The organism is Chryseobacterium sp. Chry.R1 (assembly GCF_039645525.1).
Classification (GTDB): domain Bacteria; phylum Bacteroidota; class Bacteroidia; order Flavobacteriales; family Weeksellaceae; genus Chryseobacterium; species Chryseobacterium proteolyticum.
The window spans coordinates 1,872,111-1,885,586 of record NZ_CP151793.1; the positions used below are offsets into that span (position 1 = coordinate 1,872,111).

Genomic DNA, 13,476 nt, shown 5'->3' on the forward strand with positions numbered 1-13,476 from the left:
AATAGTTTAGTTTTTGGTGTTGTGTTTTATTTAAATGCCATTGATGATGAGTTTTAAAGAAGCGTTAGTATCAATGACTGCAGTAATTCCTGATGTACCGAGAAGGATCTGGCCTGGCTTCAGATTAAAAACCCTTCCATTCATCTTTAGCCCTTTATAATATTCTTTATTAAAAGCTTCTTCAATACTTTTCTTTGAAGTATCTACCAGTTCCTGTGTTGGGATACCATATTCTTCTTCTATCATTCTTACAATTTTTCCCTGAAATAGAAGGCTTGCTGTTTTTTGGAGGATATTCATTGTCTTCAGCTTAAACTTAGTATCGGACAGTACAATTTTTTTCCTGGCATCATCATAAACAGGAATTCCCGAAATAAGTGCAGTTCCTTTTATATACCCTTCGGTCTGAGCTTCGATCATAATTCTGTTCTCAACGCCGTATACCCTGATATCGGTAATTTTTACTTTAGAATCGCGAACATCATATTCCTTTCCGAGGAACATTTTTCTGGCAATATTAGACGCTTCGGTAAAAGGAACATTGGCCGTTGTCTGAAGCGAAAACTGGTCTCCAAGTACAGGGGTGAAATTGAAGTTAGCTGCTGTTTTAATAGGAGCGGAAGATGCCGGTTTACTTCCGGTAAAGGTTTCGGAGTAAATGTCAATTCCGATATTGGCATCAATCTGATTTCCATAGAATTTCAATGGAGTAATATTTACATTTACAGGGGTTACTTTCAGCCATGTGTTGTATTCCTCCGAAATGTTAAAAGGCTGCGCGAAAACATTCCAGGCCATTACTGCATATTGCTGGAAATTAAGCTGGGTACCCATTTGCTGATCTATTGTTTTGCAAAATTTCAGTTGTTGCTCTTTCAGGCTTTTTTCAACAAGTGCGGTAATCGGGATCTGTATCTTTCCATAATCAAGAACCGGTTTGGTAACCCATTTGAATCCCATAGGCTGCGTATTGGTAACAATAGTCCAGTTATTTTTGAAATTAAGGGAGGTATTGAAATACATTACCGTTTCAAATGTAGTATTCTGGTAAGTATAAAGTCCCAGGGTACCAATCCCTTTCTCTGCCCATATTTTCAAAGGAACTTCAATTAAAAGGTTCTGATTCGTTCCCCCTACAAGTCGTATAGGCCGGGTTTTCCATACTTTTACTTTAAACTGGTCATTGTTGTTATCCGTGTAGGAATCATCCTGATAGATCAATTCTTTTACTGAAGAATTGATGATATTACCAATTTCGGCAAGCGGAATGGTAACCGGCATGGTAATGCTGGATTTTATCTTTGGAAAATTATAATCAGCCAGCTGGTTGTCAACTTTAGGCTGGCCAAAAATATTGATACAAAGCAGTAATAATATAATTTTAATGGATTTCAATTCTTTAAATTTTAGAGAGTGAAATTAATGATTTTAATTATTTGGATTAAAACTTTTTTCCAGTTCAATACTTGCACCTTTCATTTCTCCCTGCATAGGAGGAGCTGTTTTGGTGATTTTAAGCTTGATATAAGAAACCTCAGGAAAGTTTTCATTAATTTTTGAAATAATTCTTCCGGCCACATGTTCCAGAAGTTTTGATTTAACTTTCATTTCTTCAAGGATAATATCATTGATATCCGCATAGCTGATGGTATCATTCAGATCATCTGATTCTGCAGCTTTCCAGAGATCGGTATGGATCTCTAGATTTAAAATGTAGTAAGTACCGATGATGTTTTCTTCAGGTAAAACACCATGGTACGCATATATTTTCACATCTTCCAAAAAGATCTTGCTCATAAAATTCAGTTTTTGTTCAGCAAAAATCGTTTTAATTCTTGAAAATCTGAATTAATTTCAACGGTTTTTTTATCCTTTTTCATTAAATCTGCCAATGATTCCGGAATATCAATTTCTTGTGCAATGGCTTTTTCCACAGCATCGGGGAATTTTACAGGATGAGCTGTCTCCAGGATAAAACCTTTCTTTTCAGGATTTTGCTTCAGATAGTTTTCTAAAGAAGTATAGGCAACTGCTCCATGGGGTTCGAGAAGATATGCATGATGTTTCCAGACTTTCCTGACGGTTGCTAAAGTTTCTTCGTCATTTACGGAATATCCGGAAATAATATGATTGAGATCTTCAAATTGGTGCTGGAACATTTCAAGAATACGGATGAAATTGCTGGGATTTCCGACATCCATTGCATTGGAAAGGGTTGCTACTGTTTCTTTAGGTTCAAAGATTTGTGTTTTTAAATAATGGGGCACTACATCATTGGCGTTACATGCAGCGATAAAATGGTCTGCAGGAAGTCCTCTCATGTAAGTCATCAATCCGGCGCAGATGTTTCCGAAATTTCCGCTGGGAACACAAATGACAGGATTTTCTTTTTCAGTTTTTTGCCACTGTTTTAAAGCCAGCAGATAATAGATCTGTTGTGGTAACCATCTCGCAATGTTAATGGAATTGGCAGAAGTAAGGAATAATTCATTATTGACTTCCGGATCTGAAAATGCCTGTTTTACAAGGCTCTGGCAGTCATCGAAAGTTCCATTTACTTCTAAAGCGGTAATGTTTCCTCCTAAGGCTGTCAATTGTTTTTCCTGAACAGGACTTACTCTTTCTTTCGGATACAAAATAACCACATCGATTCCATCCACATTATAAAAACCATGGGCAACAGCCCCTCCGGTATCCCCGGATGTAGCAACCAGGACTGTTACTTTTTTCTGTCCTCCCTTTAAGAAGTAAGATAAGCAGCGGCTCATAAACCTTGCTCCTACATCTTTGAAGGCGAGGGTAGGGCCGTGGAATAGCTCGAGTACGGATATGCTATCTGTAATTTTTTTTAAAGGAATGTCAAAAGAAATTGTTTCCGAAATAATTTGTCGTAATTCATTTTCCGGAATTTCCTTATCTACAAAGTCTTTCATGCATTGAAAAGCAATCTCTTCATCTGAAAACCGGTTCAGATTCTGAGTGAAATAGGTATTAAACAACGGAATGTTTTCCGGAAAAAACAGCCCTTTTTCTTTTCCCTGCCCCTTAATTGAAGCGGTTTTAAAACTTACCTTTTCCTTTTTATCTTTTAAATTGTAATAGTTCATCTTTCTGTTTTTTAGTTATTCTGTTCTTCTATGATGATCCCGGTAGAATTAATATCCGATACATACACCATGCTATTGATATTGATCTGATCATAAACCGATTTCATCATCATGGCAATATCCCCGGCCGTTTTTTTCTTTTCCGTTAACATGAAAACAGAAGGCCCTGATCCTGAAATTCCTCCCCCCAGTGCTCCCATTTCCAGGCTTTTTCTTTTAATGGTATCAAATTCCGGAATCAAAATGCTTCGAACCGGTTCTACAATAACATCATTCAGGCTTCTCCCAATCAGGAATAGATCATTTTTCTCAATACCGGCAATGAGCCCGGCAATATTTCCCCATTGCGTTATGGCATCTTTCAGCTGAATATTTTTTTTAAGGATCTGTCTTGCGTCAGATGTTTTTACTTCAACCTGCGGATGCACAGCGGCAATGAACAAACCAGGAGTATTCAGGGAAATAATATCAATAGGATCTGAGGATTTCACAAGGGTGATCCCTCCATAAATACACGGAGCAATATTGTCCGCATGCCGTACTCCGGAAGCGAGCTCTTCTCCAAACATCGCAAAATGAATTGTTTCTTCCCTGGACAAAATATTTCCTATCAGGATATTTGCCGCAAAAGCGGCACCTGCAGCACTGGCAGCACTGGAACCGAGGCCGCTGCCGGGTTTGATGTGTTTATGAATAATGACTTCAAATCCGTTCTTCAGGTGAAGATGCTCCTGCATTTTCATAAGAACAATTCCTGCTACATTTTTTGAAGCTTCTTCCGGAAGATTGAAGCCATCGGTATGGCGGACAATAATATCAGGTGTTTCCAATAGTCTTACTTCCATTTCATCATATGGCTCATTGATCGCCATGCCCAGGATATCAAAACCACAAACCAGATTAGCGACGGTTGCCGGGACTTTAATTTTTATACTTTTCATAGATTTTTTTTAAACGGAACGTACAATATCTGCAAAAACACCACTTGCTGTAACTTCAGCACCTGCACCTGCACCTTTTACAACCAGGGGTTGCTCGGAATATCTTAAAGTTTTGAAAATAACAATATTGTCTTTTCCGTACAGATGAAACAAATCACTGTCGGGCGCTATATGCTGTAATCCAACTTTTGCTTTACCATTGTCAAACTCTGCGACATATTTTAAAATTTTTCCGGCCTTTTTAGCCTGGTCAAATAGATTTTTAAAATGATCCTCATATTTTACAAGTATGGTATAAAAATTTTCTACATCACCCTGCATGCATTCTTCCGGTAAAAAACTAATGTTCTCGATTTCATTAAACTGCAGAGGAAAACCGGCTTCGCGTGCAAGTATTAAAATTTTTCTCGCCACATCAGTTCCGGCAAGGTCGAGTCTCGGGTCGGGTTCAGTAAATCCTTCTTTCTGGGCACGGGCAACAACTTCTGAAAATGATTGGGTTCCATCGTACTCATTAAAAACAAAATTTAAAGTACCGCTTAACACGGCCTTAATGGAAGTAATAGCATCGCCGCTTCTCACCAGATCATTTATAGTTCCGATAATAGGAAGTCCTGCCCCTACATTGGTTTCAAAGAAAAATCTACAATTGTGGTTTTTAGCAAGGTTTTTCAGCTTTTTATAATTTTCAAAATCTGATGCGGCTGCTATTTTATTACAGGCTACAATGTTGACACTCTTTTTTAACAGGTTCTCATAAATTTCCGGGATCTCAGCATTGGCTGTAAGGTCTACAAAGACCGAGTTTCTAAGATTTCTTGTTACGATCTCCCTGCTAAATTGATGAGTAGAAGCTTTTTCTCCGTTTTCAAGCAAGTTGACATACTCATTTTCCGGAATTCCTTCATTCAAAAATACCATTTTCCGACTGTTGGAAAGACCGGCGATTCTCAGGTTAAGAGATAGATGATCTCTAAGATATTTATTCTGGGCATACACCTGCTGTATAAGCTTAGTGCCTACATTTCCTGTTCCGCAGATGTAAAGATGTACCTGTTTGATTTCTGACTCAAAAAACTCTTCATGCAGAATGTTTACTGCTTTTTTTGTATCATTTTCAGCAATTACGATGCTGATATTTTTTTCCGAAGAACCCTGTGCAATAGCCCTGATGTTTATCCCGTTATTTCCAAGACAGCTGAACATCTTGGCGCTTACACCGCTTCTGCTTTTCATATTTTCTCCTACAACCGCCACAATCGAAAGCCTGTTTTCAATTTTTACAGGTTCAATTCTCTGAAGTTTCAAATCATCTTCAAATGCAAGATTGATTGCGCTTTCCGCGTGAAAAAGCTCTTTTTCATCAATTGCAAGGGTGATTGAATGCTCAGAAGAACTTTGGGTGATTAGAATAACATTTATTTTTTCGTGGCTTAAACACTGGAAAAGCTTGGCAGAGATTCCGGGAATTCCAACCATTCCGCTTCCTTCAAGAGTGAGAAGAGCAATATTGTTCATATTGGAAATACCAACAGCTATTTGTTCCGGATCAGTATTCTGCAGATCATGAGAGATTAAAGTTCCGGAAGCATCCGCATTAAAAGTATTTTTGATACGAAGATCTATATTCTTTATCATGACCGGCTGAATGGTTGGCGGATAAAGTACTTTTGCTCCGAAATGGGATAATTCCATTGCTTCCTGATAAGTTATTTCAGGAATAACTTTTGCCTGGGATACAAGCCTTGGATCGGCTGTCATCATTCCGCTGACATCTGTCCATATCTGAAGCTCCTCAGCGTTAATGGCTGAAGCAATAATTGCAGCGGAGTAGTCTGAACCTCCTCTTCCCAGAGTTGTTCTGTTGCCATGTTCATCACTTGCTATAAAACCTGGTGCTACGTAAATCTGCCTTGGATTGGTTTCGAAATAATGTCTGAGATTATTATTACTCACATTAAAATCAACTTTTGCCCGTGTATAATGGGTATTTGTTCTGATATAATCAGCTGAATTCATCCATACGGCGTCCAGCCCGGCAGATTCAAACCTTGCCGTAATGATATTTGAAGAGAGGAACTCGCCATAAGAAGCGATCTTATCTTTAATTCTGGGGGTAAATTCTCCCAAGGTGAATATCCCGTTGCAAATATCTTCAATATCATTAAAGTGCTTTTTTACAAAACTTAGCCATGCACTTTGTGCTGAAATGGGAAGAAGGTCTTTTACAAGGTTCAGATGTTTTTCTTCAAGGATTTTAAGATGATGAGGGTAACTTTCATCAGCCTCGGAAGCTTGCTCTGCTGCCTTGATCAATAAATCTGTTACTCCATGTAATGCTGAAACTACAACGACAATTTGCTTAGCGGAAGATTCTTTTTTTATAATTTTTTCGACTTGCAGAACTGCCTGTGCATGGGCAACAGAAGTTCCGCCGAATTTTAAGACTTTCATTGTATATTTTTAAGGTTGGGAAAAAATAAAAATGTTACTCTTTAAAAAAAGAGTACGAGGTACCTGAAATAATATGTGAAAATCTACCCCGTTATGGGGTTGTAGTTGTAGTAGAAATAATAATGGATGATGCAACCGAAGCAGAGAACTCCGGATAAATAGTTACAGATATGTTTTGTACTGATTGCATCTTTGAAGTAACAAATGTAGAAGTTATTTTGGAAAATAAAAATTTTTAATCCAATTTAATGTAATTTTTTTTAGACTCAAATTTTAGCAGATGTATTGTATTCCTTTGATAGACATAGATAAATACGATTTTGCATTTCTTTTTTATGACCACCTTTAGACTGTTAGAATGATTGCTTTTATATATACGGTTATTGGGAGATCACCAAAACAATAAAAACCTCTACACTTACTTATTGATCCTGTACAGATATTAAATACTCCTTTGTTTTGGATTTTATGATTCTCATTTTTATATCAAAAATTTAATCCGAATACAAATAACAAAACTTGAGTGTATGGAAAAGTTAAAGAAGCTCTCCAGAGAAGAGCAGAAAAAAGTGAATGGGGGATTTACCCAATTTCAGATTGATACTTGTGGCGGAGCAGCATATGTGTGTTTCAGACAAGGAGGCTGGGGTTGCTGGCGTACTCCTGGAGGAACCTGTTACCCACCCATGGTGTGATGAACTGACTTTTAGAATTTAAATTGATTAAAATATTCATTATGAAAAAATTATCACGAGTAAAATTAAAAATGATTAACGGAGGATCTTGCCCTGGTGGCTGTCCGGCAGGAAATACTTACGGCCCACCGGGGTCAGGGGCGACCCATTCCTGTGCTGCCTATCAATTGTTATCACAGTGTTGTAAGAATGAGGCGTTTCTGAGTCCTGCGTGTGCCGGACCAATTACAATGTAGCGTAAGAAAAGGTTATTCAAAGATGAGTAACCTTTTTTATGTTTTGATAGGTTTAATTCTCTGAAATTCAAATGTATTTGCTATATTTATAATTCAAACTTAATAGAATTATATGAAAAATCTAATCAAATTAAAACGAGAAAAATTAAGATCAGTTAATGGAGGAGCAACTTGTAACTATGCCTGTCCTCCGGGACCTTACGGGCCTGGATTCCCCAGATCATGTGCGGACTACGATGCTTTGCCAGCATGTTGTAAACCTAAAGTTTTGTTAAGCTACGAGTGTGCACCGGACTAATTTTCACTAATCAAAAAAAATGGCTATGAAAAATCTAAAAAGAATCAACAGAAAGGACTTAAAGTCTGTAATTGGTGGCGATACATGCAACGAAAACTGTCCTCCGGGACCTTACGGACCTGGATTCCCATACTCTTGTGACGCTTTTAAGGCGCTCCCGGAATGTTGTAAAACCAGAGTACTGGTAAGTGCTGATTGTTTTGACCTGACTACTAATTAGTAAATGTCTGATGTAATTCTTAATGGAATATTATATGTAAAAGTAGATCAGACATGAAAAATTTTAAAATTTTAAACAGAGAACATTTAAAAGCAATTAATGGCAGTGGGAATTGTAATCACGTTTGTCCTTCCGGTCCATTTGGTCCGGATCCGGAATCATGTGCTGTATTCAATGCAATGCCGGAATGCTGTAAAGCGAGATTAATAGAACTTCCTCCATGTTAATCCAGAGCTAAACACTTTTTGTTTCGAATAAAAATAAATCAAAAAAAGCACTGTGATAACAGTGCTTTTTATTTATTTGATGCTTTTTGAAAGATCAAGCATGGCTTCAATTGGCTTTAAGGCCTTCAAACGAAGTTCTTCGTCGATAAGAATTTCCGGAAGTTCATATTTCATACACAAATAGAGCTTTTCCATAGTGTTTCGTTTCATATAGAAACATTCTGAACAGTTGCAGCTTTCATCGAAAACCAATGCCGGAATCAGTTCCTTATGAGGAGCACGTTTTTTCATTTCGTGCAGAATACCTTCTTCTGTAGCGATAATGAATTTCTGGCAGTCGTCTTTTTCTACATAGTTTAATAACGCAGAAGTAGAACCTATAAAGTGGGCTAATTTTAAAACAGCTTCTTCACTTTCAGGATGTGCAATTAGTTTTGCATCCGGATTATCAGCCAATTGCTGAGCAATTCTTTCCATTGAAAAGGCTTCGTGAACTATACAACTTCCATCCCAAAGGATCATATCGCGGCCTGTTTTTTTAGAAAGATATCTTCCAAGATTTTTATCTGGTGCAAAAATGATAGGTCGGTCTTTAGGTAAGGCCTCGATCACCGTTTCCGCATTGGAGCTGGTTACAATAATATCACTTTCTGCTTTCGTTTCTGCATTACAGTTGATGTAAGTTGCGATTAAAGCATTTGGATGCTGTTCGCGCATTTTTCTCAATCCTTCACCACTACACCCGTCAGCCAATGAACATCCGGCCATGGTATCAGGAAGAACAACTTTTTTTGTAGGGTTAAGGATCTTAGCTGCCTCTGCCATAAAATGGACACCGCAGAATACAATCATATCTGCATTGGTTTCTTTAGCCTGTCTTGCCAGCTGCAAAGAGTCTCCCAGGAAATCTGCGATATCCTGAATTTCTCCCGGTTGGTAATAATGCGCTAATATAACCGCATTTTTCTCTTCTTTAAGCTTAAGAATAGCTTTCACCAGCTCTTCTTCCTGAGGAATCGCTATATCTTTAATATCTAAAAATCCCCTTACAGGAATTGCAGATTTAGCTTTTTCTAATGTTTCGGTACTCATATCAACCTCAATTTTTTTTATTACCAGAAGCTAGAGGTTAGAAATCAGAAGTGTGATTTTGGGCATTAGTGCTCATTTCTTACTTTGATCTTCCAGCGATTAGTTGCTGATAAAACTTTTTATTAAACTTTCTATTTCTTTTTTTGCTTGATCCAGATCCGTATTGATGACAATTTTATCAAATTCTCCGGCGTAGGTCATTTCCTCTTCCGCCTTTTCTACACGGGTTTTAATGGTTTCTGCATCATCTGTATCTCTCAAGATCAATCTTCGTTCCAATTCTTCAATGGAAGGAGGTTCAATAAATATAGATAATGCTTTTTCTCCAAAATATTTTTTTAAGGAAATCCCTCCTTTAACATCGACATCAAAAATAACTACTTTACCTTGCTTCCAGATGTTTTCTACTTCAGATTTTAAAGTACCATAATATTTGTCTGTATATACTTCTTCATATTCTACAAAAGCTTCTTCACTGATTTTCTGTCTGAATTCATCAGGTGTCAGAAAATGATAATCTACAGCATGTACTTCACCTCCTCTCGGCTGTCTTGTTGTACAGGAGATGGAGAATTTAAGCTCCGGAAATACGGATAATGAATGTTTTACCAATGTTGTTTTCCCGCTCCCGGAAGGTGCTGAAAATATGATCACTTTTTCCATATAGTTGTCAGTTGCTTGTCGATAGTTAATAGGTTACTTTCAACTGTTAACTATCAATTGTCAACTATTTTATAATACATTTAACGTTTGTTCTTTAATCTTCTCCAGGTCATCCTTCATCATCACCACCAGCTTCTGAATTTCAGCATGGTTGGCTTTTGAACCTAATGTATTGATTTCCCTTCCGATCTCCTGAGAAATGAAACCTAATTTCTTCCCATTGAAATCTTCATTATCCATCACCTCTTTGTAATATTTTAAATGTTGGGAAAGTCTCACCTTTTCCTCAGAAATATCAAGTTTTTCCGTGAAATATGCCATTTCCTGATAGAAACGTGTTTCATCTACATTTTCAAACTCTTTCAGGGATTTTTGATAACGCTCCTTTACACTGTTGATTCTTACTTCCTCGTAAGGAACAACTTCAGATAAATATTTGTCGATATTCTGAATATTCTTTTCAAGTTCAAGGTGTAAGGTTTTTCCTTCTGCTTTTCTGAATTCTTCAAATCTGTCAATTGAACTGTTGACAATAGCAGCTAAATTTTCCCATTCACCTTCTGTTAGTTCGTCGGGTCTGGAGGTGATGGCATCAGGAAGTCTTACTGCCATTTTAAGATATTCGAAATCCGGTCCGTCTGAGGCGATAGCACGAAGTTCATTGATGTAAGAGTCAATAAGATTTTTATTAATCTTTACATCGTTGGTTTCTTCAAGATTTTCCACAGAGATGTAGCAATCTACTTTTCCGCGGATAATTCTGTCGTTAAGGATTTTTCTGATTTCGAATTCTTTTTCTTTATAGCGCAACGGTATTTTGATATTTAAATCAAAGCTCTTGCTGTTCAGTGATTTAATATCTACGCATATTTTTTTTCCTTCAAAAACATCTTCGGCTCTACCGAAGCCAGTCATTGATAAAATCATAGTTTTTTATTGTCGTACAAAGATAAACATTTAAATTAGCACTGTGAAATCTATAAAGATTCCATCTGACGATAAAAAATGAAAGTGAACTGATGAAAAATTTGATTTCAGTAGTGGGACCCACCGGAATTGGAAAAACAAGACTGGCAATTGATCTGGCTAAGCATTTCAATACGGAAATCATTTCCTGTGACTCACGCCAGTTTTTTGCGGAAATGAAAATAGGTACCGCCTCTCCATCAGCAGAGGAACTTGCCGAAGCTCCTCATCATTTTATTGGAAATCTTTCGGTCAAAGAATATTACTCTATCGGGCAATATGAAGAAGACGCCTTACAAAAACTAAACGAACTTTTTAAGAAATACAATACCGTGATCCTTGTCGGAGGAAGCATGATGTATGAAAAAGCGGTCATCGAAGGACTGAACGACCTTCCTGAGGCTAATACAGAAAATCAACAAAAATTACAGGATATTTTTGAGACGGAAGGCATTGAAAAACTACAGGAAATTTTAAAAGAACTTGATCCGGAATACTATTCAGTTGTTGATATTCATAATCATAGAAGACTCTTAAGAGCCATTGATATCATCTGGCAAACTTGCAGAAAGTATTCGGAACTGATATCTGTTTCTCAGGATTCCCGTGATTTTAATGTAATCAGGGTGGGAATTGAAGCTCCCAGGGAAGAATTATATGAAAGGATCAACAGGAGAGTGGATATCATGATGGAGAAAGGTTTGCTGGATGAAGCTAAAGGGCTTGAAGAATTTAAACATCTTACTGCTTTGAATACGGTCGGTTATGCAGAATTGTTTACATATTTTGAAGGAACCTGGAGTCTTGATTTTGCTGTTGAAGAAATTAAGAAAAATAGCCGGAGATATGCGAAACGCCAATTAACGTGGTATCGGAAAGCGGATGATATTCATTATTTGCAGGTAGGGTATTCACAAAATGATTTCAATAACCTGGTTGAATATATTAATCGGAAAGCTTTACAATAATTCTTTTTAGTCTTTAGTACTTGTTAAACTTAAAAAGTAAATTTAGTTTAACTATGTTTTAAGATTAAGAAATGTCTCTTTGATTTTCCTTAGAAAACATACCTACAGAATCTTTTTTCGCTTAAAGATTAAAAAAAAGTGCGATCCCTAAAGACCGCACTATCAACAATATTAAATTTAATTGACTACTTCCATCCTCCACCTAAGGCTCTGTACAGATCAACAATACTGCTTAATCTTTGTCTTTTTACAGATGCCAGGTTTAATTCTGCCTGAAGAGAGTTGGCTTGTGCCGTAATCACTTCAAGATAATTAGCTAAACCTCCTTTATAAAGCATTTGAGCACTTTTAATACCATCTTTTAATGTAGTTACCTGCTCAGTTGCTTTTTGTTCCTGAACCTTTAAATTTTCATTGGAAACCAACGCATCGGAAACTTCTCCCATTGCATTTAAAACAGACTGACGGAATGCCAGTACATTTTTCTCCCTCTGAATTTTAGCAACCGCAAGATCGGTTTTCAACTGTCTTTTTTGAAAGATCGGCTGTGTAATTCCTCCCAAAACGGATCCGAATAATGAAGCCGGAATCTGAAACCAATTGTCAAATTTAAAAGAATTGATTCCGCCGTTTGCTGTAATCTTTAATGAAGGATACATGTTAGCTTGTGCAATTCCTACCATGGCGTTGGACTCCAGTAATACCAATTCCTGCTGGCGTACATCAGGGCGACGGCTTACCATTTTTGCCGGAAGTCCTGTGGAAAGATCCTGAGACAAAGAAGTATCAGACATTTCGATCCCTCTGTTGACTTTATTGGGAGCTTCACCTATCAATATGCTCAATGCATTTTCCTGGATTGCAATATTTTGCTGCAATTGAGAAATTAAAAGCTCTGTAGACTGCTTCTGAGCGGTAGCCTGCTGAACTCCAAGAGATGTAGTGTCTCCACTTTCCCACATTTTTTCAGTGATTGATAATGTATTGGTGCTTAGTTCCAGGTTAGATTGTGCAATAGTCAGTTGCTTATCCAGCATAAGCAGGTTATAATACCCCTGAGCAATAGCTGCAACAACCTGGGTCTGGATTGCTTTGGTCGCTTCATAAGTTTGCAGATACTGCATTCTTGAAACTTCCTGCTGATTCTTTATTTTACCCCAGATATCCGCTTCCCATGAAAGGTTGAATGCTGCGTTATAATCCTCTACATGATTTTTTCCTATAAAAAGATTAAGACTCTGCCCGTTCATGCTGTTTTTTGATGGTCTTGAAATCTGTCCTGAGACAGCAAAACCTATATCAGGATATTGAAGGTATTTAGCCTGTAATAATTTTTCCTGTGATGATGCAACTTGTTTTAAAGCAATTTGCAGATCAAGGTTATTTGCAATTCCTTTTTCTATTAATCCCTGTAAAATAGGATCTTTAAAAAAATCTTTCCATTGTAAATTCGCTACACTGGCTGTATCAGCCGTTGCCCTAAAGCGAAAGTCTTCCGGAAGCTGTAAGTCCGGTTCCGTGTAAGCGACCTTAGTCACACACGAAACCGCTATTACAGCCAATATAAAAGTTAGAAAAATATTCTTTATTAATTTCATTGTTTTTCTTT

General features: G+C 37.3%; 15 protein-coding genes. 6 read left to right on the forward strand and 9 right to left on the reverse strand.

The window, feature by feature from the left end; genetic code table 11:
• Positions 1-30: 30 nt before the first annotated feature.
• The 5 genes from AAEU33_RS08615 to thrA are packed head-to-tail and all read right to left on the reverse strand — an operon-like array spanning position 31 to position 6,502.
• Positions 31-1,395: a DUF4403 family protein gene (locus AAEU33_RS08615; RefSeq protein WP_345992059.1), complete on the reverse strand. Its 1,365-nt coding sequence runs from the start codon at positions 1,393-1,395 to the stop codon at positions 31-33.
• A 33-nt stretch (positions 1,396-1,428) separates the two neighbouring features.
• Complete coding sequence (folB, locus tag AAEU33_RS08620; protein WP_345992060.1) at positions 1,429-1,797, reverse strand: dihydroneopterin aldolase; 369 nt, start codon at positions 1,795-1,797, stop codon at positions 1,429-1,431.
• 5 nt (positions 1,798-1,802) lie between these two features.
• A complete protein-coding gene (gene thrC, locus AAEU33_RS08625; protein ID WP_345992062.1) occupies positions 1,803-3,107 on the reverse strand; it encodes a threonine synthase in 1,305 nt (434 codons plus the stop codon).
• A gap of 11 nt (positions 3,108-3,118) precedes the next feature.
• Positions 3,119-4,048 (reverse strand): homoserine kinase, encoded by a 930-nt coding sequence (locus tag AAEU33_RS08630; RefSeq protein ID WP_345992064.1) that lies wholly within the window; start codon positions 4,046-4,048, stop codon positions 3,119-3,121.
• 9 nt (positions 4,049-4,057) lie between these two features.
• Complete coding sequence (gene thrA / locus AAEU33_RS08635; protein WP_345992065.1) at positions 4,058-6,502, reverse strand: bifunctional aspartate kinase/homoserine dehydrogenase I; 2,445 nt, start codon at positions 6,500-6,502, stop codon at positions 4,058-4,060.
• Positions 6,503-7,029: 527 nt separating this feature from the next.
• Between thrA and AAEU33_RS08640 the strand changes: the two genes are divergently transcribed.
• The 5 genes from AAEU33_RS08640 to AAEU33_RS08660 all read left to right on the forward strand — a co-directional run bounded on the left by AAEU33_RS08640 (position 7,030) and on the right by AAEU33_RS08660 (position 8,178).
• The gene (locus tag AAEU33_RS08640; protein ID WP_172280353.1) at positions 7,030-7,197 is read left to right on the forward strand and encodes a hypothetical protein; all 168 of its coding nucleotides are present in this window, start codon (positions 7,030-7,032) and stop codon (positions 7,195-7,197) included.
• Positions 7,198-7,238: 41 nt separating this feature from the next.
• On the forward strand, positions 7,239-7,433 hold the full coding sequence (locus AAEU33_RS08645; RefSeq protein ID WP_345992067.1) for a hypothetical protein: 195 nt from the start codon (positions 7,239-7,241) through the stop codon (positions 7,431-7,433).
• Positions 7,434-7,545: 112 nt separating this feature from the next.
• Entirely contained in the window at positions 7,546-7,731 is a 186-nt protein-coding gene (locus AAEU33_RS08650) for a hypothetical protein (protein ID WP_172280349.1), read from the forward strand.
• Between the two features lie 25 nt (positions 7,732-7,756).
• Positions 7,757-7,951 carry a hypothetical protein gene (locus AAEU33_RS08655; protein ID WP_345992069.1) on the forward strand — a complete coding sequence of 65 codons (195 nt, stop codon included), beginning with the start codon at positions 7,757-7,759 and terminating at the stop codon, positions 7,949-7,951.
• Between the two features lie 53 nt (positions 7,952-8,004).
• Positions 8,005-8,178: a hypothetical protein gene (locus AAEU33_RS08660; protein WP_345992071.1), complete on the forward strand. Its 174-nt coding sequence runs from the start codon at positions 8,005-8,007 to the stop codon at positions 8,176-8,178.
• Positions 8,179-8,250: 72 nt separating this feature from the next.
• On the opposite strand, the gene nadA is transcribed toward AAEU33_RS08660, so the two are convergent.
• The 3 genes from nadA to AAEU33_RS08675 all read right to left on the reverse strand — a co-directional run bounded on the left by nadA (position 8,251) and on the right by AAEU33_RS08675 (position 10,860).
• Positions 8,251-9,270: a quinolinate synthase NadA gene (gene nadA, locus AAEU33_RS08665; RefSeq protein WP_345992072.1), complete on the reverse strand. Its 1,020-nt coding sequence runs from the start codon at positions 9,268-9,270 to the stop codon at positions 8,251-8,253.
• 99 nt (positions 9,271-9,369) lie between these two features.
• Positions 9,370-9,933, reverse strand: a complete 564-nt coding sequence (gene gmk / locus AAEU33_RS08670) for a guanylate kinase (protein ID WP_345992073.1) — start codon at positions 9,931-9,933, stop codon at positions 9,370-9,372.
• A gap of 69 nt (positions 9,934-10,002) precedes the next feature.
• Entirely contained in the window at positions 10,003-10,860 is an 858-nt protein-coding gene (locus AAEU33_RS08675; RefSeq protein WP_172280340.1) for a DUF1732 domain-containing protein, read from the reverse strand.
• A gap of 92 nt (positions 10,861-10,952) precedes the next feature.
• Between AAEU33_RS08675 and miaA the strand changes: the two genes are divergently transcribed.
• Positions 10,953-11,867, forward strand: coding sequence for a tRNA (adenosine(37)-N6)-dimethylallyltransferase MiaA (miaA, locus tag AAEU33_RS08680; protein WP_345992075.1), 915 nt, complete (start codon positions 10,953-10,955; stop codon positions 11,865-11,867).
• Between the two features lie 185 nt (positions 11,868-12,052).
• Here miaA and AAEU33_RS08685 read toward each other — a convergent pair whose 3' ends face one another.
• Positions 12,053-13,465: an efflux transporter outer membrane subunit gene (locus AAEU33_RS08685; protein WP_345992077.1), complete on the reverse strand. Its 1,413-nt coding sequence runs from the start codon at positions 13,463-13,465 to the stop codon at positions 12,053-12,055.
• Positions 13,466-13,476 lie beyond the last annotated feature (11 nt).